General features: G+C 68.0%; 27 protein-coding genes. 17 read left to right on the forward strand and 10 right to left on the reverse strand.

Annotation, left to right across the window (positions count from 1 at the left end; all coding sequences use genetic code 11):
• The first annotated feature begins 172 nt into the window (after positions 1-172).
• From rpsO to JM664_RS18640, 8 genes are all read left to right on the forward strand, one after another.
• Positions 173-442 (forward strand): 30S ribosomal protein S15, encoded by a 270-nt coding sequence (rpsO, locus tag JM664_RS04070; RefSeq protein ID WP_227418631.1) that lies wholly within the window; start codon positions 173-175, stop codon positions 440-442.
• 163 nt (positions 443-605) lie between these two features.
• Entirely contained in the window at positions 606-2,744 is a 2,139-nt protein-coding gene (gene pnp / locus JM664_RS04075) for a polyribonucleotide nucleotidyltransferase (protein WP_227418632.1), read from the forward strand.
• Between the two features lie 132 nt (positions 2,745-2,876).
• Positions 2,877-3,851, forward strand: coding sequence for an SGNH/GDSL hydrolase family protein (locus JM664_RS04080; RefSeq protein WP_227418633.1), 975 nt, complete (start codon positions 2,877-2,879; stop codon positions 3,849-3,851).
• Positions 3,852-3,905: 54 nt separating this feature from the next.
• The gene (locus tag JM664_RS04085; protein WP_227418634.1) at positions 3,906-4,220 is read left to right on the forward strand and encodes a hypothetical protein; all 315 of its coding nucleotides are present in this window, start codon (positions 3,906-3,908) and stop codon (positions 4,218-4,220) included.
• Positions 4,221-4,374: 154 nt separating this feature from the next.
• Positions 4,375-5,265, forward strand: coding sequence for a YghX family hydrolase (yghX, locus tag JM664_RS04090; protein ID WP_227418635.1), 891 nt, complete (start codon positions 4,375-4,377; stop codon positions 5,263-5,265).
• Between the two features lie 74 nt (positions 5,266-5,339).
• Positions 5,340-6,770 carry a cytochrome ubiquinol oxidase subunit I gene (locus JM664_RS04095; RefSeq protein WP_227418636.1) on the forward strand — a complete coding sequence of 477 codons (1,431 nt, stop codon included), beginning with the start codon at positions 5,340-5,342 and terminating at the stop codon, positions 6,768-6,770.
• A 4-nt stretch (positions 6,771-6,774) separates the two neighbouring features.
• Positions 6,775-7,794 (forward strand): cytochrome d ubiquinol oxidase subunit II, encoded by a 1,020-nt coding sequence (gene cydB / locus JM664_RS04100; protein WP_227418637.1) that lies wholly within the window; start codon positions 6,775-6,777, stop codon positions 7,792-7,794.
• On the forward strand, positions 7,791-7,886 hold the full coding sequence (locus JM664_RS18640; protein WP_264465503.1) for a DUF2474 family protein: 96 nt from the start codon (positions 7,791-7,793) through the stop codon (positions 7,884-7,886). The genes cydB and JM664_RS18640 overlap by 4 nt, the downstream gene beginning before the upstream one ends.
• Before the next feature lie 49 nt (positions 7,887-7,935).
• Here JM664_RS18640 and JM664_RS04110 read toward each other — a convergent pair whose 3' ends face one another.
• Together JM664_RS04110 and JM664_RS04115 are read right to left on the reverse strand one after the other, a co-directional pair.
• Entirely contained in the window at positions 7,936-8,592 is a 657-nt protein-coding gene (locus JM664_RS04110; protein ID WP_227418638.1) for a glycosyl transferase, read from the reverse strand.
• Between the two features lie 194 nt (positions 8,593-8,786).
• Entirely contained in the window at positions 8,787-9,446 is a 660-nt protein-coding gene (locus tag JM664_RS04115) for a redoxin domain-containing protein (protein WP_227418639.1), read from the reverse strand.
• A gap of 185 nt (positions 9,447-9,631) precedes the next feature.
• On the opposite strand from JM664_RS04115, the gene JM664_RS04120 reads away from it, so the two are divergent.
• Positions 9,632-10,558 (forward strand): ring-cleaving dioxygenase, encoded by a 927-nt coding sequence (locus tag JM664_RS04120; protein ID WP_227418640.1) that lies wholly within the window; start codon positions 9,632-9,634, stop codon positions 10,556-10,558.
• Between the two features lie 2 nt (positions 10,559-10,560).
• On the opposite strand, the gene JM664_RS04125 is transcribed toward JM664_RS04120, so the two are convergent.
• Complete coding sequence (locus JM664_RS04125; protein ID WP_227418641.1) at positions 10,561-11,466, reverse strand: lipid II:glycine glycyltransferase FemX; 906 nt, start codon at positions 11,464-11,466, stop codon at positions 10,561-10,563.
• Between the two features lie 30 nt (positions 11,467-11,496).
• Here JM664_RS04125 and JM664_RS04130 point away from each other — a divergent pair, with 30 nt between their 5' ends.
• Both JM664_RS04130 and JM664_RS04135 read left to right on the forward strand, forming a co-directional pair.
• A complete protein-coding gene (locus JM664_RS04130) occupies positions 11,497-11,640 on the forward strand; it encodes a hypothetical protein (protein ID WP_227418642.1) in 144 nt (47 codons plus the stop codon).
• A 44-nt stretch (positions 11,641-11,684) separates the two neighbouring features.
• A complete protein-coding gene (locus JM664_RS04135; protein WP_227418643.1) occupies positions 11,685-12,284 on the forward strand; it encodes an alpha/beta hydrolase in 600 nt (199 codons plus the stop codon).
• Here JM664_RS04135 and JM664_RS04140 read toward each other — a convergent pair.
• From JM664_RS04140 to JM664_RS04155, 4 genes are read right to left on the reverse strand one after another with little or no spacing between them, the layout of a single operon-like run.
• A complete protein-coding gene (locus tag JM664_RS04140; RefSeq protein WP_227418644.1) occupies positions 12,281-12,922 on the reverse strand; it encodes an RluA family pseudouridine synthase in 642 nt (213 codons plus the stop codon). The two genes, JM664_RS04135 and JM664_RS04140, sit on opposite strands and share 4 nt — an antisense overlap.
• Positions 12,919-13,530: a LysE family translocator gene (locus JM664_RS04145; RefSeq protein ID WP_227418645.1), complete on the reverse strand. Its 612-nt coding sequence runs from the start codon at positions 13,528-13,530 to the stop codon at positions 12,919-12,921. The genes JM664_RS04140 and JM664_RS04145 overlap by 4 nt, the downstream gene beginning before the upstream one ends.
• A complete protein-coding gene (locus JM664_RS04150; protein WP_227418785.1) occupies positions 13,527-13,979 on the reverse strand; it encodes a GAF domain-containing protein in 453 nt (150 codons plus the stop codon). The genes JM664_RS04145 and JM664_RS04150 overlap by 4 nt, the downstream gene beginning before the upstream one ends.
• Positions 13,979-15,139, reverse strand: a complete 1,161-nt coding sequence (locus JM664_RS04155) for a thiolase family protein (RefSeq protein ID WP_227418646.1) — start codon at positions 15,137-15,139, stop codon at positions 13,979-13,981. The genes JM664_RS04150 and JM664_RS04155 overlap by 1 nt, the downstream gene beginning before the upstream one ends.
• 94 nt (positions 15,140-15,233) lie before the next feature.
• Between JM664_RS04155 and JM664_RS04160 the strand changes: the two genes are divergently transcribed.
• The 3 genes from JM664_RS04160 to JM664_RS04170 all read left to right on the forward strand — a co-directional run bounded on the left by JM664_RS04160 (position 15,234) and on the right by JM664_RS04170 (position 16,683).
• Positions 15,234-15,578 (forward strand): STAS domain-containing protein, encoded by a 345-nt coding sequence (locus tag JM664_RS04160; protein WP_227418647.1) that lies wholly within the window; start codon positions 15,234-15,236, stop codon positions 15,576-15,578.
• An 85-nt stretch (positions 15,579-15,663) separates the two neighbouring features.
• On the forward strand, positions 15,664-16,053 hold the full coding sequence (locus JM664_RS04165) for an ATP-binding protein (protein WP_227418648.1): 390 nt from the start codon (positions 15,664-15,666) through the stop codon (positions 16,051-16,053).
• Positions 16,054-16,305: 252 nt separating this feature from the next.
• Positions 16,306-16,683, forward strand: a complete 378-nt coding sequence (locus JM664_RS04170; RefSeq protein ID WP_227418649.1) for a rhodanese-like domain-containing protein — start codon at positions 16,306-16,308, stop codon at positions 16,681-16,683.
• A gap of 4 nt (positions 16,684-16,687) precedes the next feature.
• Here JM664_RS04170 and JM664_RS04175 read toward each other — a convergent pair whose 3' ends face one another.
• Together JM664_RS04175 and hspQ are read right to left on the reverse strand one after the other, a co-directional pair.
• Entirely contained in the window at positions 16,688-20,440 is a 3,753-nt protein-coding gene (locus JM664_RS04175; RefSeq protein ID WP_227418650.1) for a hypothetical protein, read from the reverse strand.
• A gap of 208 nt (positions 20,441-20,648) precedes the next feature.
• Positions 20,649-20,975 carry a heat shock protein HspQ gene (hspQ, locus tag JM664_RS04180; RefSeq protein ID WP_227418651.1) on the reverse strand — a complete coding sequence of 109 codons (327 nt, stop codon included), beginning with the start codon at positions 20,973-20,975 and terminating at the stop codon, positions 20,649-20,651.
• Between the two features lie 81 nt (positions 20,976-21,056).
• Between hspQ and JM664_RS04185 the strand changes: the two genes are divergently transcribed.
• A complete protein-coding gene (locus tag JM664_RS04185) occupies positions 21,057-21,938 on the forward strand; it encodes an AEC family transporter (RefSeq protein WP_227418652.1) in 882 nt (293 codons plus the stop codon).
• A gap of 69 nt (positions 21,939-22,007) precedes the next feature.
• The gene (locus tag JM664_RS04190; RefSeq protein WP_227418653.1) at positions 22,008-22,592 is read left to right on the forward strand and encodes a transglycosylase SLT domain-containing protein; all 585 of its coding nucleotides are present in this window, start codon (positions 22,008-22,010) and stop codon (positions 22,590-22,592) included.
• Here JM664_RS04190 and JM664_RS04195 read toward each other — a convergent pair.
• Positions 22,589-23,191 carry a LolA family protein gene (locus JM664_RS04195; RefSeq protein ID WP_227418654.1) on the reverse strand — a complete coding sequence of 201 codons (603 nt, stop codon included), beginning with the start codon at positions 23,189-23,191 and terminating at the stop codon, positions 22,589-22,591. The genes JM664_RS04190 and JM664_RS04195 overlap by 4 nt on opposite strands.
• A 120-nt stretch (positions 23,192-23,311) precedes the next feature.
• On the opposite strand from JM664_RS04195, the gene JM664_RS04200 reads away from it, so the two are divergent.
• Positions 23,312-23,722 carry a hypothetical protein gene (locus JM664_RS04200; RefSeq protein WP_227418655.1) on the forward strand — a complete coding sequence of 137 codons (411 nt, stop codon included), beginning with the start codon at positions 23,312-23,314 and terminating at the stop codon, positions 23,720-23,722.
• Position 23,723: the final 1 nt, after the last annotated feature.

Here is a 23,723-nt window from a genome sequence, read left to right on the forward strand (position 1 = left end):
GCACAGAGAGGTGACCCATCTGCGACGGGTCGCGCCCATTCACGGGCGGGCTTCCCTTGCGGCGACATTTCCTCTATTGGCCCGCATCCGCCCGAACGAACGGGCGGCCTCCACGGGCCTGTGCTGGACGACATCCCGGCCTGCGCCATCACCCAATCCAAAGGAGATCCCGATGTCGATCACTGCCGAAGAAAAGCAGCGCCTGATGAAGGAATACGCCACCAAGGACGGCGACACCGGTTCGCCGGAAGTCCAGGTGGCCGTGCTCACGAGCCGCATCGCGACGCTGACCGAGCACTTCAAGACCCACAAGAAGGACAATCATTCCCGCCGTGGGTTGCTCAAGCTCGTGGCCCAGCGCCGCAAGCTGCTCGACTACGTCAAGGGCAAGGACGAAAAGCGCTACCAGGACCTGATCCAGCGCCTCGGCATTCGCCGCTGACGACTTGAACCGCGCCCTCCGGGGCGCGTTTCTCTATCCGAGGGATCGCCTGCGCCGGGCCTTACGCGCGCGATCGGGATGACGAAGACGAGGCCACGGGCATCCGGCCCGTACGCAACGGCCCGAGGGGATACGCCCCGACCGGCCACCGATAGGAAACGAGATGTTCAACTTGACGCGCAAATCCATGCAGTGGGGGGACGAGACCCTCACGCTCGAAACGGGCAAGGTCGCCCGTCAGGCCGACGGCTCGGTCATCGCCACGCTGGGCGAGACCTCCGTGATGGCCAACGTGACCTTCGCCAAGCAGGCGAAGGAGGGGCAGGACTTCTTCCCCCTCACCGTCCACTATCAGGAGAAATACTACGCCGCGGGCAAGGTGCCGGGCGGCTTCTTCAAGCGCGAGGCGCGTCCGACCGAGAAGGAGACGCTGACCGCCCGCCTGATCGACCGGCCGATCCGGCCGCTCTTCGTGCCGGGCTTCAAGAACGAGGTGCTCGTGATGTGCACCGTTCTGAGCCATGACCTCGCCAACGACCCCGATATCGTGGCGATGATTGCCGCCTCGGCCGCGCTGACGCTCTCGGGCGCGCCATTCATGGGCCCGATTGCCGGCTGCCGCGTCGGCTTCGTCGGCGGCGATTACGTGCTGAACCCCGACGTCGACGACATGCAGAACCTGCGCGCCAATCCCGAGCAGCGGCTCGACCTGGTGGTCGCGGGCACGCGCGACGCGGTGATGATGGTCGAGTCGGAGGCCTACGAGCTGACCGAGGCCGAGATGCTGGGTGCGGTCAAGTTCGCGCACGAGCAGCTGAAGCCCGTCTGCGACCTGATCATCGACCTCGCCGAAGACGCGGCGAAGGAGCCGTTCGATTTCCAGCCGCCCGACTACAGCGCGCTCTACGACCGGGTGAAGTCGCTAGGCGAGGAGCAGATGCGCGCCGCCTTCGCGATCCGCGACAAGCAGGAGCGGACCAGCGCCATCTCGGCCGCCCGCACGGCGGTAAAGGAGCAGTTGAGCGAGGACGAGCTCGCCAACCCGAACCTCGGCTCCGCCTTCAAGAAGCTCGAGAGCTCCATCCTGCGCGGCGACATCATCAAGGGCGGCGCCCGCATCGACGGCCGCGACCGCACCACGGTCCGCCCGATCGAATCGGAGGTGGGCTTCCTGCCCCGGACGCACGGCTCGGCGCTCTTCACACGGGGCGAGACGCAGGCGCTCTGCGTCACCACGCTCGGCACCGGCGAGGACGAGCAGATCATCGACGCCCTGCACGGCAATTTCCGCTCGAACTTCCTGCTGCACTACAACTTCCCGCCCTACTCGGTCGGTGAAGCGGGACGTGTCGGCCCTCCGGGACGGCGCGAGATCGGGCACGGGAAGCTCGCCTGGCGCGCACTGCAGGCGGTTCTGCCGCCGGCGACCGACTTCCCGTACACGATCCGACTGGTCAGCGAGATCACCGAGTCGAACGGCTCGTCGTCGATGGCGACGATCTGCGGCTCTTCGCTCTCGATGATGGATGCGGGCGTGCCGCTGAAGTCGCCGGTCGCGGGCGTCGCCATGGGCCTGATCCTGGAGGATGACGGCCAGTACGCGGTGCTCACCGACATACTGGGCGACGAGGATCACCTCGGTGACATGGACTTCAAGGTCGCTGGAACCGACCAGGGCATCACCAGCCTCCAGATGGACATCAAGGTCGCGGGCATCACGCCCGAGATCATGGAGCAGGCGCTGGCGCAGGCCCGCGACGGCCGGATGCACATCTTGGGCGAGATGGCCAAGGCGCTGACCGAGGCCGGCGACTTCTCGGTCCACGCCCCGCGCATCGAGACGATGACCATTCCCACCGACAAGATCCGCGAAGTGATCGGCTCGGGCGGCAAGGTGATCCGCGAGATCGTCGAGGTTTCGGGCGCCAAGGTCGACATCAACGACGACGGCGTCATCAAGATCGCCTCGCCCAACGGCGAAGCCATTCAGAAGGCCTACGACATGATCCATTCGATCGTGGCGGAGCCGGAAGAGGGCAAGGTCTACAAGGGCAAGGTCGTGAAGCTCGTCGACTTCGGCGCCTTCGTGAACTTCTTCGGCAAGCGCGACGGACTGGTGCATGTCAGCCAGATCGCCGAGAAGCGGCTTAACCACCCCTCCGACGCCCTGAGCGAGGGTCAGGAGGTCTGGGTCAAGCTGCTGGGCTTCGACGACCGCGGCAAGGTGCGCCTGTCGATGAAGGTCGTCGATCAGGAGACCGGGCAGGAACGCACCAAGGAGCAGGAGGAGGCCGCCGGCTGACGGCGTCTCTTCCATACCTGAAGGTTCAAGCCCCGGCCAGCGGCCGGGGCTTTTTCATGACCCCTGGCACTTGCTGTTCATGGGCGAGATGGGCTCTACCTGCTCCCGAGAGCTTCATGCACGGAGCGCGCCATGAGATCCTGGGTCCTCGCCGCCGCCGTCGCGCTGACCGCAACCGCTCCGGCAAGTGCCGGCGTGGTTACCGACCTCTTCACCGGTTTCTACGTCTTCGGCGACAGCCTGAGCGACAACGGCAACCTGCCTGATCCGGTCTGGCTGGCCGAGACAGGCGGCGCGCCCTACGCCAATGGGCGCTTCAGCAATGGCCCGGTGTGGAACGAGCCGCTCCTTGCCGACTTCGACGCCGCGGGCCTCGATGCCGAGAATTTCGCCTTCGGCGGCGCCGAGGCGAGCGGCGGCGGTCCTATTCCGGACCTCCTGACGCAGGTCGGGGGATACCTCCAGACCACCAGCCCCGGCGAGCGGGGGGCGCGGCCGCTGGCTTCGCTCTGGTTCGGCTCGAACGACGTCTTCGGTGCCCTGGGGAGCGGCGCCATTGCCGAGGCGACGCAGGCGGCGGCCGACGTCGTCCAGGGCTCGAGCATGCTCGCCACCCTCGGCGGCATCTCGGACTTCGTGCTCTTCAACCTGCCGGACTTCTCGCGAGTCCCGGCCTTCAACCTCTTCCGCCCGGACCTCGCCGCCGAGGCGCGCGCCGCCGCGCTTGCCTTCAACGCGACCCTCGACGCGGCCATCCCCCTGCTGGAGGCGCAGGGTATCGGCATTACCGAGATCGACATCTTCAGCATCCTGAACGATGCGATCGGAAATCCGGCCGCGCTCGGGCTCGAGACGGCGACGCTCCCGTGTGTCTTTCCTTCGACTCAGGCCGCGCTCGTCTTCGCGCAGCCGCTCCGGTGCGATGCGCAGACGGCGCAGGACCGCTTCTTCATCGACGGCGTGCATCCGAACTCTGTCGTTCACGAAAGGCTGCAGCAGATCGTGCGCACCGAACTCCTGGCGCCGATCCCGCTGCCCGCGACGGCACCGCTGGCCTTCGCGGCGGTCCTCGTGCTCGTCCTCGTCGCCCGGCGCCGCTCCGCCTGATGGATAGGGCGGGCTTCCGGGCTAGGTCCCTTCGGACCGAACGGAGGAGGTTCCATGCCCGCACGCTTCGCGCTCGTCGCCCTCGCACTGACGCTCGCGGCCTGCACAGTCATCCCTGAGGAGGAACGCGCCCTGCTGAGCGGCGACATCGACTGCGACAGCGCCGAGCAGGATATCGCCGCGCTGGATGCCGCACGACCGACCGATGCCCGCAAAGCCCGCGTGCTCGCCTCGTCCCTCGGCGCGGGTGGGCTTGCCGTCATGGTCGCGCGCAGCGACGTGGAGGACCGCCGGGAAATCCTGTCCGGCCGCTACGGGGACCAGATTGACGCTCGCATCGCGCTTGTCCGCGAGACCTGCGAAGTCTGAGGCGCATCGGCTGGCGCCAGCTGCGGCAGCCTGACCCGGTCCGACACCGCAATTATCGCGCGACTGTCAAGCTGACGCCGGGTTAGGCTGCCTGCGACGGCGAACCGATGGTGGGGAACCCGCAGCAGGCCGCCGCGCCAGCAGGGAGAATCTCATGAACCGAATGAAGGCCAGCGACTTCGATCCGCGCATCCTCGAAATTTTCGACGGCTACGTGCACGGCAAGCTCACCAAGCGCGAGTTCATCGCACGGGCCGGTAAGTACGCCGCCGCCGGCGTGACGGGGGCGATGATCCTCGAGCAACTCGCGCCGAACTACGCGCTTGCGCAGCAGGTCCCGCCCGACGACCCCGCCATCACGACCGAGACGGTGGAGTACGAGTCACCGCAGGGCCACGGCACGATGCGCGGCCTGATGGCGCGACCCGCCGATGCCACGCCGCCGCTGCCGGCCGTCCTCGTCATCCACGAGAATCGCGGCCTCAATCCCTACGTCGAGGACGTGGTGCGGCGGCTCGGCAAGGCAGGCTACCTCGCCTTCGGACCCGACGCTCTCACGTCGCTCGGCGGCTATCCCGGCAACGACGAGGAAGGCCGCGAGATGCAGCAGCAGCTCGACGGGGCCCAACTGATGGAGGACTGGTTCGCTGCCTACGAGTTCCTGCGCGACCACCCCGACTCGACGGGCCGCGTGGGCGCCGTGGGCTTCTGCTACGGCGGCGGCGTCGTCAACGCGCTGGCCGTCGCCTACCCCGACCTCGCCGCGGGCGTTCCCTTCTATGGCCGCCAGCCGGCCGCCGAGGAGGTCTCCCGGATCAAAGCGCCGCTGATGATCCACTATGCCGGGCTCGACGAGCGCATAAACGAGGGGTGGCCCGCCTACTCTCAGGCGCTGGCAGAGAACCAGGTGCCGTTCAGCGTGCACTTCTATCCTGAAGTCAACCACGGCTTCCACAACGACACCACGCCGCGTTACGACGAGGCGGCCGCCACGCTCGCATGGGACCGCACGTTGGCGTTCTTCGACGAACACCTGCGTCAATGAGTTCCGGCGCGGAGGGGTGTCCGCCCTCCGCGCCGAACTAAGGTTCGGGTTGTCAGAACAACTCGAGCGGAGTGATGGACACCTTCATAAGCCTCGACGCGATCATGCTGGCGCGGATCCAGTTCGGCTTTACTGTCGCGTTCCACTTCATCTTTCCAGCTTTCACCATCGGCCTGGCAAGCTACCTCGCCGTGCTGAACGGCATGTTCCTCTGGACGCGGGAGGAGGCCTATCTCCGGCTCTTCAAGTACTGGCTGAAGATCTTCGCCATCACCTTCGCCATGGGCGTCGTCTCGGGCATCGTCATGTCCTACCAGTTCGGCACCAACTGGTCGGTCTTCTCGGACCTCGCCGGTCCGGTGATCGGCCCGCTCATGGCCTACGAGGTGCTGACGGCGTTCTTCCTCGAAGCGGGATTCCTCGGCATCATGCTCTTCGGGCGCGAGCGCGTGGGCAATGGCCTGCACATGTTCGCCTGCCTCATGGTCGCGGTCGGCACGGCGATCTCGGCGACCTGGATCCTTTCGGTCAACTCGTGGATGCACACGCCGGTGGGCTACGCGATGGCGGAGAACGGACAGTTCTTGCCGGAGGACTGGCTGCAGATCATCTTCTCGCCGTCCTTTCCCTACCGTCTCGCCCACACGCTCACCGCCGCCTACCTGACCACCGCCTTCATCGTGGGCGGGGTCGGGGCGCTGCATCTGCTACGCGGCCATGCGCGCAACCATGGCGTCCAGACGATGTTTTCCATGGCGATGTGGATGGCAGCGCTGGTGGCACCGCTGCAGATCTTCCTGGGCGACCTTCACGGTCTCAACACCCGGGAGCACCAGCCGCAGAAGGTCATGGCCATGGAGGGCCACTTCCAGAGCTACCCGGACGGCGCGCCGCTCTACCTCTTTGGCGTACCCGACCAGGAGGCGGGCGAGTTGCGTTACGCGGTGGGCATCCCCAAGCTCTCGTCGTTGATCCTCCACCACAGCCTAGACGCGCCGGTCGAGGGGCTGGACACCATTCCCGACGAGGAGGAGCCGCCGGTGGCGGTCGTCTTCTGGTCGTTCCGTGTAATGGTCGCGCTCGGGTTTGCAATGGCGGGGGTCGGGCTCTGGTCGCTCCTCGCGAGGTTTCGCGGACGGCTCTTCGACGATACGTGGCTGCACCGGGCGGCGCTCGTGATGGGCCCCTCCGGCCTCGTCGCCGTCATCGCCGGCTGGATCACCACCGAGGTCGGACGCCAGCCCTATGTGGTCTACGGGCAGCTCAGAACGGCGGACGCGGTCTCTCCCATCGCCGCGAGCGCGGTCGGCTCGTCACTCGTCGCCTTCGTGCTGATCTACTTCGCGGTGTTCGGCGCGGGCGTCATCTACCTGTTGCGCCTGATGAGCCACCCGCCCGAGCCCGGCCAGCGCGGCGTGCGCGTCGAGCCCGGGCCAATCCGCACCGCCGGCTCGACCCCGGCGCCGCAGGTCGCCCGGCAGAACCCCGAGCAGATGGCGGAGTAACGCGATGTTCGTCTCCATCGACCTCACCATCGCCTGGGCGCTGCTGCTGGCCTTCGCCGTCTATGTCTACGTGATCCTGGACGGCTTCGACCTCGGCATCGGCATCCTCTACCCGCTTTTCCCGACCAAGCGCGACCGCGACCTCCTGATGAACTCGGTCGCGCCGGTCTGGGATGGCAACGAGACGTGGCTGGTGCTCGGCGGCGGCGGCCTCTTCGCCGCCTTCCCCCTCGCCTATGCCATCATCATGCCGGCGCTCTATCCGCCAGTAATCGCGATGCTGCTCGCGCTCGTCTTTCGCGGCGTCGCGTTCGAGTTCCGGTGGCGCACTGTCCGGCGCTTCTCTCAGTGGTTCTGGGATGCCGCCTTCTTCGGCGCCTCGCTGCTCGCCGCCGTTTCGCAGGGCGTCATTCTCGGCGCGCTCCTGCAGGGCATCGAGGTCGACGGGCGCGCCTATGGCGGCGGATGGCTCGACTGGCTGACCTGGTTCTCGCTTCTCTGCGGCGTCGCGGTGGCCTGCGGCTATGCCCTGCTCGGCGCCTGCTGGCTGATCCTGAAGACCGAAGGCGAGGTGCATGACCGGGCACGGGCGCTGGCGCGAACCTTCGGCTTCGCCACCGTCGGCTTCATCGTCGCCGTCAGCCTCGCCACACCGTTCCTCGAGCCGATCTACTTCTCGCGCTGGTTCACCTGGCCGACAATGTTGCTGCTCTCGCCGGTGCCCGTTGCGGTGGCGGTGACAATCCTCGTGCTGGCACGGACGCTGCTGACGCCTGGGCGTGACTGGCTGCCGTTCGTCCTGTCTCTGGGCCTCTTCGCGCTCTGCTTCGTCGGCCTCGGCCTGTCGATGTGGCCCTACGTGATCCCGACCGAAGTCACGATCTGGGACGCCGCCAGCCCGTTCAAGAGCCAGCTCTTCATGTTCGTGGGCGCCATCGTGTTGGTACCGATCATCCTCGCCTACACCGGCTACGCGTACTGGGTGTTTCGCGGCAAGCTCGACCCCGACGAGGGCTACCATTGATCCGCAGGCTCGCATGGTTTGCCGCGATCTGGCTCATGAGCGTCGCCGCCCTTAGTGGCGTCGCCTGGCTGATCCGCGCGGTGCTGCTCTAGGCCGGACGAAGGCTTCGAAGTCCGGCGCGACGATGTTCGCGCGCGCCCGTCAGAGCGGCGCGTAGACTACCCCGATCCGCTCCAGTGCAGAACCGGGCGTCACCGTCTCGAGGCGCGATGAACGCTCCTCCGCCAGTTGGAGCGCCACCGCGAAGTGCGACAGGATCCTCGCCTGCCCCGCTTCGATACCCGACGCAGCGGTGCGGCCCGCTGTCTCATAGAACCGGGGCGCCGCCGTGTTGGTCAGATCGACGCCGGCAACGGCGATTCGGCGGGCCTCGGTGGCCAGCGCGAACTGCAGCACCGAATATGCCACCGTCCCCGCCACGACCACGCCCTGCTCCGGCTCCCGCGATACCGCGGCGTCACCGTCGCGGAGGACCCGGCTCTCCACCTCCTCCAGCGACCTGCGCCGGCTCCGGAACGGCTTCAGCAGGTTTTCCATGACGATGACCGGCGCGTCCCGCAGCAGGTCCGGCTCCTGCTCGGCCAGCGCGCGCATGACCGCGGGCGAGAAAAGCCGCAGCGTCTCCGGCCGCAGCGCCGCCTTCAGCATGTCGAGGTGACGCCAGACGAACCGCTCGTCCTCAACGGCGACAGCATGATCGGTAAAGGCCGCGTGGAGCGAGGCAGCGCCGTTCAAGAGGATCGGAAAGCCTGGCAGCCGCGCGGGGTCGACGTCCCGCATCGACGGGCCGGAGCCCACGATGGTGATCGTCCCGCCCGCGCGCGCGTCGAGCGCCGCGACAGGCTGTGGCGCGCAAAGGCGCTGGTTGCGGTAGCGGACCTCGACGCCACGCGCGATCTCCAGCCCGGGCCAGCCCTCCTGCCAATGGGCGCGGTCGCGGCCGAGCAGTGCGCAGGCGAGCTTAGCCGCGCGCCGGTGCAGCGGCCGGTCGCTCAGCCCGGCGCCCTCGGCCGCGCCATCCGGAGGTACGGCAGCTTGCGCTCGAAGGTTCCGTACCTCGCGGCCGCATCGGCGTCGCTGATGGCGTTGGTCAGGATCACCTCGTCGCCTGGCCACCAGTTCGCCGGTGTCGCCACCTGCTCCTCGGCCATTAGCCGGATCGAATCGAGGGCGCGGAGGATCTCGGCAAAGTTGCGGCCCGTGGTCATCGGATAGCAGAGGATCAGCTTGATCCGCTTGTCCGGCCCGACGACGTACACCGCCCTGACAGTGGCGTTCTGCGACGGTGCCCGCGCCGGCCCCGGCTTCTCGCCGATGGGCAGCATGCGGTATAACTTGGCGACCTTCATCTGCGGATCGGCCGCGATGGGATAGGTCACCGGCTGCTGGGCAAGCCGTTCGATGTCGCGCTTCCACCGGTAGTGGTCGTCGACCGGATCGACCGATATGCCGATGACCTTGGCCCGGCGCTGCGCAAACGCCTCCATCAAGCCTGCCATGGCCGCCAGCTCGGTCGTGCAGACCGGCGTGAAATCGCGTGGATGGCTGAAGAGCACGGCGTAGCCGTCGCCCATCCACTCGTAGAAGTTCAGTGCTCCCTCGGTCGTCTCGGCCGTGAAATCCGGAGCAACGTCGCCAAGCCTCAGGCCCATCCGGGGACTCCTTCGAGGCTATCCCTCGCAGGGCAATGTAGCTCAGGGGCAACGCAACGAATAGGTCCGTCACGCGCATGCGCTCTGTCGAATGTGTTCGATTTTGCGCGAATCGTGTTCGAACCTTCGGCTTCTTTTGGAGCTGTGCGCGGGTTAGTCCCTGCTAAAGATGCGAGGAGGCTCAGATGCTCGATCAGATCAAGGGACTGCACCATGTGACGGTGCTCGCCAGTTCGGCGCGCGCGAACAATGCCTTCTTCACCGGCACCCTGGGGCTGAGGCGAGTCAAGAAGACGGTGAACTTCGATGCGCCGGACGTCTACCATCTCTACTATGGCGACGAGCGCGGCACGCCCGGCACCGTGATGACCTACTTTCCGTTCCCCGGCGCCGCTCCCGGCCGTCGCGGCACCGGCGAGATCTCTTCCACCGCCTTCACGATCCCGCGCGGCAGCGCGGAGGCATGGGCGGAGCGGCTGACTCAGGCCCGCGTGATGAACCTCGACCGCCGAACAGCTTTCGGCGAGACGCGGCTGACCTTCACGGGGCCCGATGGCGAGGGACTGGCGCTGGTGGAGGCGGAGGACGCGCGGACGCCCTGGACCGGCGGCGGCGTCGACGGCGACATGGCCATCCAAGGTTTCCACTCCGTCCGCCTGCGGCTGGCGGACGCCGCGCCCACGGCCGAGTTGCTGCGCTTCATGGGCTACCGCGAGTCGGCACATGAGGGCGCCGTCTCGCGATTCGAGATCGACGGCAACGGCGCGAACGTGTTGGAGGTCGAGGCGGCGCCGGACGATCCCGCCGCCCGCCAGAGCGCCGGATCCGTGCACCACGTGGCCTTCGCCGTGGCCGACCGGACGCAACAGGCCGAGGTGCGCGAGGCGCTGGCCGGACAAGGCTTTCACGTCACGCCGCAGATCGACCGGGACTACTTCTACGCGATCTACTTCCGCGGTCCCGGCGGCGTGCTCTTCGAGGTGGCGACCAACGAGCCGGGCTTCGCGATCGACGAGGACGCCGCGCATCTGGGCGAGGCGCTGAAGCTGCCGGCGCAGCACGCGCACCTCCGTGCCCGGCTAGAGCGGGACCTCGAGCCGCTCGACGCCTGAGATCAGCGGCCGCGCGGGCGAAGGCGGAGGGGCGGCACCCACATCGTCGGCCCCAGCCTTCGCACCCGCGCGCCACAGCCGATCTTGAAGCGGGCGAGTCCGGGCGCGGCTTCTGTGTCGACTGTCCCGAGATCGAGAAGCGCCACCCCCTCTGCCCGCAACGCCTCGATCGCGGTCCAGAGGCAGAGATTATGCGCCGAGGTGGCGCGGCCGTCCGGACCGGACCAGCCGATCTGGTAGGTCGCGCGACGGCCGTGTCGCAAGAACAGCATCGCCGCCACGCGTTCCCCTCCACACCAGGCAGACAGAACGTGAACCCGTCCCGGCACGCTGCGATGCCAGTGCGGGACGAGGTTCGGTGGCCAGCCGCGATAGCCGCGCTGCCGTGCCTGCGCCGCCTCTGCCTCGAGGAGCCACGCGTAGCGGTCCGGGCGATCCTCACGCCGGACCGTCAGGCCGGCGCGCCCGGCTGCGGCAAGCCGGTTGCGCCACTTCCCGTGCAGACCGGCCCGCAGATCGTCGAGCGTCGGCTTGAGGTTCAGTTCGGCCACGTGCGTGGGTGTCACCAGCGGCACCATGCCCCGCACCGTATCGTCTGGCGTGACGACCAGCGCCCGTGGCCCTCGCGCGGGCAGGCTTCGCCGCAGCGCGTGCAGCACCGCAGGCTGGTCCACCGCGGCCAGCCAGACCGGCCCGCGTGAGACCAGCGCCAGCGTCGCCGGACCGAAGCGTCGCAGCAAGACCTGCGCGAGGGCGACTTCGGCCCCGCCGCTCCGCACCACTGCCCGCGCAACCTGCGCTCCCGCGGCGGACAGGATCTCGCCCCAATCCCAATCCTGCTGAAGCGGCGCCCCGGCGGCGGCCTTGCGCCAGCTTTCGACACGCGCACTCGTCCAATCAATCTCCATGAGCTACACTTCAACCAAAGGGAGAGCGCGATGCCAGACCAACCAAGCAGAAAAGGCGTGAGCGGTGTCTTCGCGCCGACGCCGCGGCTGACCGTCTGGGCGCTCGCGGGCATCGCGACGTCGCTCAGTGGGGCCTTTCTTCTCGTCCTGGCGCTGTTCGGTTTCGCCACATGATGCCGGCGCTCGCCCTGCGGCCGCTCGTGCGCTAGATTCCGGCGATGTCGTATCATGCAGCCCGCATCCCCGCCGAGCGTGGCGCGCCGCTCGTCTTCACCTTCCACGGTACCGGCGGCGACCAGCACCAGCTTCACGACCTCGGGCGCCGGATGGTGCCGCACTCGGCGGTCGTCTCGCCGCGCGGCGACGTCAACGAGATGGGGCACTTGCGCTTCTTCCGCCGGCTCGGCGAGGGAGTCTATGACATGGAAGACCTCGGGCGGCGGGTAGAGGCCATGGCGGCCTTCCTCGCGGCAGAGAAGGCGGAGGCCGCGCCGTCGCGCACCATCGGGATCGGCTATTCCAACGGAGCGAACATCCTTGCCGCGACCGCGTTCCGTCACCCGGACATCGTGGACGAACTCGTGCTGATGCACCCCCTGATCCCCCACTCACCGGAGCCGCAGCCGGGCTTCGCCGACCGGCGCATCCTGATCACCGCGGGGCGAAACGACCGGATCTGTCCCGCGGAGCGGACCGAGGAACTGTCAGACTGGTTCGAGGAGCAGGGTGCGGATGTCATCCTGCACTGGCACGAGGGCGGACACGAACTGCGCGAGGACGAGCTGATGGCCGCGCACGCCTTCCTCAACCGGCGCTAGAACGGGCAGGTGGCGCTGAAGGTCAGGGCCTTGCCGCCGTCCGGGTGGCGCAGGCGCAGGCTCTCGGCGTGCAGCATCATCCGCGGGGCGTCGCGCGCCTCTCCGGTGGCGTAGAACGGATCTCCCACGATAGGGTGCCCGATCTCGCGCATGTGGACGCGAAGCTGGTGGCTGCGCCCGGTCCTGGGCATCAGCCGCATCCGCGTCGTGCGCTCTTCGTGCCGGGCGACGCGCCACTCCGTCAGTGCCGGCCTGCCCCGCTCGAAGTCGACCATCTGCAGCGGCCGGTTCGGCCAGTCGACGATCAGCGGCAGGTCCACCGTCCCCGTCTGCTCCGCCACGTGGCCCCAGACGCGCGCCACGTAGATCTTCTTCACATGCCGCCGCTCGAACTGCAGCCCGAGGTTGCGTTGCGCGTTGGGCGTCAGCGCGAAGACCATCACGCCGGATGTGTCCCGGTCGAGCCGGTGCACCAGCAGCGCCTCGGGGTAGGCCGCCTGGACGCGGATCAGAAGGCTGTCGCGCAGGTGCTCTCCTCGCCCGGGCACCGAGAGCAGGCCGGCGGGCTTGTCCATCAGCAGGATCTCGTGGTCCACATGCAGGATGCTCAGCGGGACATCGGGCGGGTCGTAGCTCATGCGCGCGGCTGCAAAGCGCCGAGCGCCACGCCGTAGCCGATGAAGAGCGCCGCCATTCCGCGCCTGAGCCAGATGTTGGCCAGCGCGCCCAGGGCCAGGCGACCGAGCCCTGCGCCCAGCGCGACATATCCAGTGTAGCTCGCGGCGGTGATCGTCAGCGCGGTGGGAAAGATCACGACCATCTGCTCAGCGATCGGCACGCCCGGCTGCACGAACTGGGAGAAGGCGGCGAGGTAGCCCGCCACGCTCTTGGCGTTGATCGTGGCGATCAGGAAGGCGCGGCCGAAAAGATGCCTCCGCTCAACCGGCACCGCCATCGGGCGCGACGCCATCAGCCAGCCGCGCATGCCCAGCCAGATCAGCACCGCCGCCCCGGCTAACTTGATCCAGAAGTAGAGGCCGGGCGAGGCCGCGATCAGCGCCGTCACGCCGATGGCAGACAGCGTCAGGAACAGCGTCGCCTGCATCAGGATCGCCAGCACGCAGACCAGCGCCCGGCGAAAGCCCACCTCCATCGCCACCTGCACGCAGTTGACGGCGTTTGGGCCGGGAGACGTCACGAACACCACCCAAAAGGCCCCAAAGACCAGCCACGCCTCGACGCTCACCGCGCGAAGGTCTCGCGCAGGATGCGGGCAAGGCCCTCGGCGTCGGCCTCGCCGAACGCGTCCGGGCGGTCGCTGTCGACGTCGAAGACGGCGATCAGCTCGCCCTGTGCGTCGAGGACTGGCAGGACGATCTCGGACCGGGTGGAGGCGGCGCAGGCGATGTGCCCGGGGAACGCCTCCACGTCGGGCACGATCTGCACCTCGCGCGTGCGGGCCGCCGCGCCGCAGACGCCGCGACTGAAGGGGATCGTCAGGCAGCCGTGCCCACCCTGGTAGGGTCCGATCTTCAGGAGATCCGGCGCGACGACGCGGTAGAATCCGGTCCAGTCAAAGCGGTCGTCGGCATGGTGCACCTCGCACGCCACCGTCGCCATCAGCGCCACCGGATCGTCCTCTCCTGCGGTCAGCGCCGCGACGCGTGCCGCGAGTTCGCCGTAGTGGAGCTCTATCACGGACGCTCGATCGCGATGGCCGTGCCCTCGCCGCCGCCGATGCAGATGGCGGCGACGCCGCGCCTCAGCCCCCGCGCCTCCAGCGCGTGGAGCAGGGTGACCATGATGCGCGCGCCCGACGCGCCGATCGGGTGACCCAGCGCGCAGGCCCCGCCATTGACGTTGAGCCGCTCGCGCGGGAGGCCCATTTCGCGCATGAAGGCCATCGGCACGACGGCAAAGGCCTCGTTCACCTCCCAGAGGTCCACGTCCTCCACCTTCCAGCCGATCCGGTCGAGCAGCTTCTTTGCCGCCGGGACCGGAGCGGTGGTGAACCAGCCGGGCGCCTGCGCATGACTCGCGTGCCCCAGCAACCTTGCGCGGACCGTCAGCCCCGCATCCGCCGACGCCAGCACCAACGCCGCGGCCCCGTCGGAGATGGACGAGGCGTTGGCCGCCGTCACCGTCCCGTTCTCGCGGAAGGCAGGGCGGAGCGTCGGGATCCGGTCGGCGCGCGCCAGCGCCGGCTGCTCGTCCTCAGCCACCACCGTCTCGCCCTTGCGGCCCCGCACCGTCACCTGCGCGACCTCGGCGCCGAACGCCCCCGACTTTTGCGCCGTCAGCGCCCGCTCCAGCGATTCGAGGGCGTAGTCGTCCTGCGCCTCGCGCGTGAACTGGTAGTGCTCGGCACAATCCTCGGCGAAGGTGCCCATCAGACGGCCCTTGTCGCAGGCGTCTTCCAGCCCGTCGAGGAACATGCTGTCGATGACTTGGCCGTGCCCCATCCGCGCGCCGGAGCGCATCCGGGGCAGCAGGTAGGGTGCGTTGGTCATGCTCTCCATGCCGCCCGCGACGACCACGCGGGATGCGCCCAGCGCGATCTGGTCAAAGGCCGTCATCGCCGCCTTCATCCCCGAGCCGCACATCTTGTTGAGCGTCGTGGCCGGCACGCCCTCGCCCAGGCCGGCGGCAAAGCCCGCCTGCCGCGCGGGCGCCTGTCCCTGACCCGCGGGCAGCACGCATCCCATCACGACCTCGTCGACGACGGCCGCACCGGCGCCGTCGAGCGCGGCGCGGATCGCGACGCCGCCGAGCTCGGGCGCAACGACACCTGCCAGTGCGCCCTGAAGCGCGCCCATCGGCGTCCGCGCCGCTCCGGCAATGACCACTTCCTGCATGGCATGTCCCTCCCGGACCCTGCGTCCGCGCCTGCTTACCGGATGGTAAGATACGAGGTCTAGCCTCAGCCACGGGCGAGTTTGGGGCGGCCTCATGAAACTGACCAGCGAGCATCGTGACGATGGACTGATCGTGCGCGTCGAGGCGAGTCGAATAGACGCCGCCGCTGCGGTCCAGTTCAAGGACAGCATGCGCCGCATCGTCGACGGGGCGCCGGCGCGCGTGGTGCTCGACCTCTCGCAGGTCGACTTCATGGACAGCAGCGGACTTGGCGCCATTGTCGGCGTCATGAAGCTCGTCTGTGCGAAGCGGCGGCTGGAGCTTGCCGGCCTCACCGCGAACGTGCGCAAGGTCTTTCGCATCACGCGGATCGACACGGTCATCACGATCCATTCTACTGCTTCCGAAGCATTCGATGGCCTGAAGCATGCGTCCTGACGCGCCGTACGCCGACCCTGACATCCCTGAGAATGAGGCGCGCCCGACGAGCGAGTGCTGCCTGCACCTCGCCATTCCAGGCAGCATGCAGGCGGTGAGAGGTGCGTTGGCGCAAGTCGTCCGGACGCTTGCTCTGCAGGGCGTCGCGGACGAGCAGCGCGGCACGGTCGAGCTGGTCCTCGCCGAAGTGATGAACAACATCAGCAAGCATGCCTACGCAGGCGCGTGCGGGCGGATCGAGCTCGACATCGCTCGTGACGGCGACGACCTCTCCTTCTCGGTGGTGGATGACGGGCGACCGATGCCGTGCGGCGTGCTGCCGCGAGGATGCGCGGCCGAGCTCGACTGCGCCGTCGAGGATCTGCCCGAAGGCGGATTCGGCTGGAGGCTGATCCGCGAACTGACGCGCGACCTCGTCTACCTCAGGATCGGCGAGCGCAACCACCTCGCTTTCCGCATCCCCGCCCGCGCCTGACCGCGCGCTCCGCGGGAGCGCCATTTACCCGCCACAATTCCATGTCACCAAGCCAGCGCCCTCCCAGGGCTCGGTCCGGTGCCGCGCCGATTCCTGCCCCCAATCCGGGCGCGGCACCGGGTCCTTGGCACGTTTTGCCTCCAGCTTGCGAGGGAGGGCGCGTCGCCGGTCCGGGCCAGGCACATGCAGGCTCGAACGAAGCCTCGAATTATGCGACGACAGGCGCGCTCGATTGACCAAAAGGAGCGCGACATGTCCATCAGACCCGTGAGCGAGCTCGTCGCCGACGCCAAGGCGCGCGTCCGCTCCATCTCACCGCAGGAGGCGCGCGAGGCAGCCGAGCGTGGCGCGCTTCTCGTCGACATCCGCGACATCCGCGAGCTCGATCGCGAGGGGCGCGTGCCCGGCGCGTTCCACGCGCCGCGGGGGATGCTGGAGTTCTGGGTAGACCCCGCCAGTCCTTATTACAAGGAGGCGCTCTCGGCCCGGCCGCTCATCCTCTTCTGCGCCGCCGCATCGCGGTCCGCTCTGGCCGCCGATGCGCTCCAGCAGATGGGCGTGCCTCACGTCTCCGAGATCGAGGGCGGCTTCGGCGCCTGGCGCGATGCAGGGCTTCCGATCTCGCGCTAGCAGATCATTCATTCCAGAGCGCTTCCTCGACAGGCTGCTGCGGCGTCACGACCCACGCCATGATGGACACCCTGTCCTGGGGCTCGAACGGCCCGAGGTAGCGGCTTATCCGGATCGTCACGTCGGCGTCAGACGCACTCACGTAATCGATCAGCGAGGAGACGCCCGTGTCGTCGTCGTCGCTGTAGGCGATGCTGTCTCCCGTCGCTGCGTCGAAAACCTCGATCACCGTGTCGACCTCGAAATCCTGCCCGACCGGCATGCCGGTGTCGACCATCAGCCGCTCGCCCGCCACGAGGCTCGCCCCAAGCCAGACCTCGGCCACGCCCGTGCCGCCGTCGAACTCCAGCTCAAGTCCATCACCGATCTCGACGGGGCTGCGCTCGGAGCCGTATTGCGGCACGGGCTCGATCCACGCGCCTGCAGGTGTCGCGGAGCCGACGATGTGGAACTCGGCCTCGTAGACAGCATCCGGCGCCATGAGCCAGTGCCCGGCGAACGAGCCATCCTCCTGCCTCGTCAGCACCACGTCGACGGCGCTCCCCGATGCGTCGGCAATGCTGATGGTCGGCGCCTGGTCGGCTCCCGGAGCGTCGAGGACCACCTCGACGTCGACCTCTTCCTCGTCCGCCGAACGCAGCTTCAGGCGACCGCCGCCATCGGGGATCAGGAGCGCTACGCCCGGGTTCACCGGTACCGCCTCCTGCGGCGCCGCCGGATCCGACAGGTCGATCGCCCCTTCGAGCGTCCGCGCCGTGAAGCGGACGAAGCGACGGCCGAGCGGGTCGAAGGCGATATCGAGCCAGTAGGTTCGATCCGCCTCCAGGAGGTAGACCCAGCCGTTGCCGCCCGCATCGACCTCGAGCGGCGGCACGACAATCTCGCCATGACCGATCGACAAGTCGAACGCGTCGACGTCCACGCGCACGATTGCAGTCTGCGAAGGCCGAAGCTCGAGAATGTTGTCCGCGTACTCGTCGATCTCGACAAAAAGGTCCTCGTCCGGCCGCACCATCGGCGCGTTCTGGAGATCGAGTGCAGCGAACACTACCGCGTCCGCCTGGTAGAGCCGCGTCTCCACCCGGAAGCGCTCTTCGGGAACGAAGAGCCGGGGTCCGTAGTGCGCGACCCCGACCAGGACCGGCCCGTCCTCCAGCACCTGGTACTCTAGCCGCGAAAAGCTTGTGCCGCCGTGGTCGTCATTGTAGGCGAGCTGCTCGTCGGTCGCGGCATCCCGGATCTCGAGCACCGTGTCGACGGTGGTGCCGACTTCCGCGCCCGTCTCGATCACCAGCACCTGCCCCGCACGCGCATCCGTCCGCAGCCACAGCTCGCCCGGCGCCTCGGCGCTGTAGACGAAGCTGCCGATTTCCGGCAGCTGGTGCGGCGCCTCGCGGGTCGACGGGCCGAGCAGCGGCGGCGTCCGCGACGCGCGCACGATCAGCCGGTCGCCGGCCTTGGCGACGCCGCGCAACTTGCAGGAGCGGACGGAGATCACGTACTCGCCCGCGTCCAGCAGCCGCACCAGTTCCTCCGCCTCGGCCGCGCGACCCAGAACGGCGCTACGGTCGGCGTTCAGGATCGCCGGACTGAGATGCTCGGGCCGCCCGATCTCGATCCGCATCGGCTCCGGCAGCACCAGGCCGACCCAGACGCCAGCGCCCGCCTCGACCGCCGGCAGCGTCAGCTCGTGCTCGCCCTCCGTCGCCTCGATCCACTGCGCCTCCGGGGCAAGCGGCACCCCGACCCAGTTCACCTGCTCGCGCAAGCCGGCGATCCGGCTGTCCTGCGGCACCTGCTGGCCAATCCGGCCGAGCCCTGCATCCTCGACCGCCGCGAACACGCCGCAAGGGTTCGAGCCGCTCCGCCTCAGGAGTTCCCCTGCCACCAGGTCCGCCCCCATGGTTAGCTTCGAGGAACCGGACTCGAGCGACATCGCCGCGAAGCTGGCGGCCCGCGCGAGAAGGTCGTTCTCGGTCCATTCCTGCGCCGTTCCCGCATCGTCGCCGAGGCCCGCCATGACGAGGTTCTGGAGCTGGCGCTCGCCGCCGGCTGCGGGTCCGTCGGAATCGAGCACCGTCCGCATCCAGGCGAATTCGGTCGAGCCGTCGCGCTCCCTCCGCACGACCTCGCGCACCGTCGCGTTCAGATCCTGCCGCGGCAGCCCTTCGGCGACCTCCCGGGCCAGCGTCTCGGCAAACTCCAGGAACATGTCGGGCGATGCGTTGCGGATGGCATAGGCGAGGTCGGCGCGGGCGATCCGCGGCGCGGTCGCGGGTCCGCCATCCACCAGCGCTTCCAGCACCTGGTCCGAGGCGAAGCTGTCGGCGATGAGCGCGGGATTGGCATCGTCGAGCCGCGCCCGCTCCAACCAGATCGCATAGGTGAGCATATCCGGCCCGAGATGGCGGTCCGGCGTGCGACGCGCGAGGATGAGGTGATCCCAGTCGTTGCGGGTGCCCCGCTGCGCGTCCGGCCGGGAGCGGAGCAGGCTCAGCATGGCGTCCCGCAGCAGCCGGTCCTCCTCCTGCGACGCCATCTGCTCCTCGGTCAACGCGACGGGTTCGGCGATCGTCATGGTGTCCGGCGCCACCGGCTCCGGTGCCGGCCTGAACGCGCGGGCGAGGCCATCGAGGTTGTTTTCCCACAAGAGCAGCGCGGCGGTGCGGCGCTTGTCAAAGTCGAGCTGCGCCGAGGGGGCGAGCGCCGCGAGGACCTCGAACGCGAATCGACGCAATCCATCCTCGGCCCGGCGCGGCACGGTGTAGCGCGCCATTTCCTCGACTAGGTCGGACATCACGCCCGGCTCGCCGCTGCGGGCCAGCCGGCGCACGATCTCGCGCATCGCCATGTTCGACGGATCGTCGAAGAGCGCCTTGGCGACGAGCCCGAACTGCATCCGGGTGACCTTGGAGAAGAACCTCAGGTAGTCGTCGCGCTGCTCGTCGTAGAGGTGCCCGTTGCGGTCAATGTGCTCGAGCATCGCCAGCAGCATCCGTTCGTCAAGGCCGGCGCAGACGGCCGCATCGGGGCACTCGGGCGACGGCTCGTTGAGTGGGTAGAGCTGGACGATCGCGCCGAAGACGTCGGGCGGCAGCTCGCGCTCCTGCTCGGCCATCTCGATCATCGTGGCGCGCACCGGCTCGATCTGGCCCTCCTCGCCCGATCCAAGCAGCTTGTAGAGCTGCAGCCCGAAGGCGCGCGTGGCCGGCGAGCCCTCCCTGGCGCGTGCCAGCGCCTCCTCCAGGATGACCCGCTTCAACGCACCCGGCGCGCGCAGCGCCTCCCGCATTGCTGCCTCGGCCTGTGCGCCGAATTCCGCACTGCTGCCGATCTCCGAAATCAGCCGCGGCGCCTCGACCTCCTTCAGTTGCTCGCGCACCGTCTCGACTAGCCGCGCCTGGTTGATCAGCGCCTGGGTGACGAGCGGGTCGATCTTTTCGGGCAGCTCGCTCTCGAGCGTGCTGAACTCGTCAGCGTAGCGCCGCTCGAGTGCGGTGAACTTCTCGCTGAGATCCTGCTCGACGACCTGCTGCGCCGCCGCCGCGGCGTCGGTCGTGAGCTTGTTGATGATGTTGTTGTAGAAGGCGATCGAATAGCCGACGAGAGCCACCACCGTGACGATGCCGATGCTGCCGGTGAACGCCACGATCCGGCGGATCATCCGGTCAGTTACGTTGCTCTGCACCCAGAGCCGGTACTCGGCGGGGCCCCACTTGACCGCCTCTTCCTCGAGCCGAAGGTCGTCGTCCGCCATGTCGCATCCGCCCTGCCGGAGCTTCCGTGGAAGCCGTGGGATCGCATCGACGGCCGCCGGGACAACTCGCTCTACAGGATCAGCAACTCGCAACAAAGGCCAGTCGTCGAGGACCAGCAGCCGACAATCACGACTGTGACACTAGCATGAGACCCGTCGATTCGTCGCTACGAACCGCAGACGGCAATCCCGGCGCGGGGCGAGGGCGTCAGTTCAGCGCGAAGTGCAGCGGATACGCTCCGTTCTGGAAGTCGCCGAAGAGGTCGGGAAGGTCCGGATGCTCCACCGGCTCGCCCGAGACGTCGGGAACGAGGTTCTGCTCCGAGACGTAGGCGACGTAGTAGCTCTGATCGTTCTCGGCCAGCAGGTGGTAGAACGGCTGGTTCTTCCGCGGGCGGCTGTCCTCGGGAATGGCGTCGTACCACTCCTCGGTATTGTTGAAGGTCGGATCGACGTCGAAGACAACGCCGCGGAAGGGGTGCTTCTTGTGCCTCACCACCTGGCCGAGGTGATACTTCGCATTGCTTTTCAACATGGCACCACTCCTTAGGGACGCTTACTACGCCTTCAACGCCGCTTTTGTCCATGCGGCACCGTTGAGCAGGGGAAACAGTGTGTGGCGCTGATCCTTACGGTTGCAGAGGTCGTCGCGCCTGTCTTTCTTCTCGCCGCGGTCGGTTTCGTTTGGGTGCGGCTCGGCTTCGAGTACAGGGTCGAATTCGTCACCCGCCTGTCGATGACGTTGTCGGTTCCGTGCCTGATCTTTGTCTCTCTGATGCAGACCGAGATTGCGCCGGCTGCGCTCAGCACGCTGTCGCTCGCGGCGCTCCTGGCCTATGGCGGCGTCGGGCTCGGGGCACTGGCGCTGGTGTTCGTGGCACGGCTGGAGCTGCGCACGTACCTCGCGCCGATCATCTTCGGCAACACCGGCAACCTCGGGCTGCCGCTCGCCCTCTTCGCCTTCGGCGACGAGGGGCTCGGCTACGCGGTCGTCGTCTTCGCGGTGATGGCGATCCTGTCCTTCACCATCGGGGTCTGGATGGTTTCCGGCGGCGGCGGCTTCCTCAAGGTGATGCGCGAACCGATGGTGGCGGGCACGCTCCTCGGCGCGCTGTTCCTCTGGCAAGGCTGGCAGACGCCCACCTTCCTCACCAACACCCTGAGCCTCATTGGCCAGATCGCCATCCCGCTGATGCTGATCACGCTTGGCGTCGCGGTGGGGCGACTGGCGCCGGGGCGGCTGGGCCGTGCGTTGTGGCTGGCGGTGACAAAGATCGTTATGTGCGTCGGGGTCGCATGGACCGTCGGGCGCTGGCTTGATTTGCCACCTGTCGCCTTCGCCGTTCTGGTCCTTCAGGTCGCGACGCCGGTGGCGGTGACGTCGTACCTGCTGGCGGAAAAGTACGGCGCCGACGCGGATGCGGTAGCGGGCCTCGTCGTGGTCTCCACGCTGTTATCGGTCGGGGTTCTTCCCATCCTGCTTGCAATCGTGATGTGACCCCCCGTTCCCGTTCGGGGATCTATGCGCTAGGCTTGGGAAAAAACAGGCAAAGCGATCGAGAGGCAGATGAGCAGAATCCTCCGGGCGGTCGTCCTGACTCTACTGGCGGCCAGCTGCGGCAGCGGAAACTACACCGCGCCGCGCGATCTTGAGAATGCGTGCGCGATTGTGGCCGAGCGGCCGCACTACCTGCGCGCGATGAAGCGGACCGAGCGGCGCTGGGGCGTGCCGGTCCATGTGCAGATGGCGACGATCCACCAGGAGTCGAAGTTCATCGGCAATGCCCGCACTCCGGTGCAATACACGCTCGGCATCATCCCGATGGGGCGGCAATCGTCGGCCTACGGCTACAGCCAGGCGCTCGACGCGACCTGGGACGAGTACCGGCAGTCCAGCGGCCGGCGCCGCGCCCAGCGCGACGACATCGATGACGCGACCGACTTCATGGGTTGGTACATGAACAAGACGCGCGACCGGAACCGGATCGCGCTCAACGACGCGTTCAACCAGTACCTCGCCTACCACGAGGGCCACACCGGCTATGCCCGCGGCAGCTACAACGGCAAACCGTGGCTGATCGAGGTGGCGCAGCGCGTCTCGACCCGGGCCGAATACTACCGCGGGCAGCTGAGGGCCTGCGGCCGCGCCTAGCGGCCGCGCCGCTGGATCTCGAGCGGAATGTTGAAGAGGGCGGCGGACAGGTTCGCGCCCGTGCTGAGCGGCCCGAGCGACACGGTCGTCCGGTTGCCGCCGCTGTCGGTCACGATCCACTGGCGCAGTTCCACCGGGTTGTCGGTGAACTTCAGCTCGATCGAGCCGTACTCCGGGTGCTGCGGGTCCTGCGCCCGCACCGTCGTCGCGGTGCCGTCATAGCTGTGGCCCGTCACCATGTTGCGTCGCGACAGATCGACGTTGCGCTCCAGGATGATGTTGAGCGGCGTGCGGGCGAGCGGATACTGCTCGGGCGTGGCGATGTTCGAGCCGCCGTCGAAGATCGCCACCTGTCCGCCGCCTGCCATCACCAACGTCGGGTCCGGCTGTTCGTACTCGAACCGCATCCGGCCGGGGCGGCGGATGAAGAGTTCGCCCGTGGAGATGGTGCCGTCCGGGTTGATCTGCGTGAAGTCCGCCGTCGCGGTCTGCAGACCGTTCAGGTAGCGCGAGATCTCGTTCAGCGAGAGCTGGTCCGCCCGGACAGGCAGCACCAGCAGGACGAGGGCGAGCGGGGCGAGGAGCAGGCGTGCGATCATGTCGCCAGACATAACCGCTCGCCGCGCCGTTGCCACCTCACCTTCCGGCAATTCGCGGTGAGCGGCTTGTAACACAGATGGCGCTTTGGCGGCCTGATCGGCCGTGGCATCCTGCTGCTCATGACGCCCGACGAGCAGGTCCGCTATATCGAGAACATGGCGATGTATCGCCACTACTCGAACATCCGCTTCCTGATGGTGCCGATATTCGTCACCGTCACCTTCGGCCTTTCGCTTGAATACGGCAACCTCGACCACATCCACGTTGAGACTCACGAGCGTGTGGTCTGGGTGGCGCGGCGTTTCCTGCCGCTGGCCGGCATGGCCGTGGCGCTGGTTTTCGTCCGGGTCGAGAACGTGCTCGACAGGTACATCCGCAAGCACCGGCTGGCGGCGGCGGTGTCCGACGCCCCGCTCGCGGACCTGCCTGACGGGGCGGTCTGGGTGAACCCGGCGATCAAGGTCATCTACGCCGGCGCGTTCCTCTACTGGAGCGTGCTGTTCCTCATGGCGGTCTACTACCGCCTCTGAG

It is taken from the genome of Roseitranquillus sediminis (assembly GCF_016918935.1).
GTDB classification, from domain to species: domain Bacteria; phylum Pseudomonadota; class Alphaproteobacteria; order Rhodobacterales; family Rhodobacteraceae; genus Roseitranquillus; species Roseitranquillus sediminis.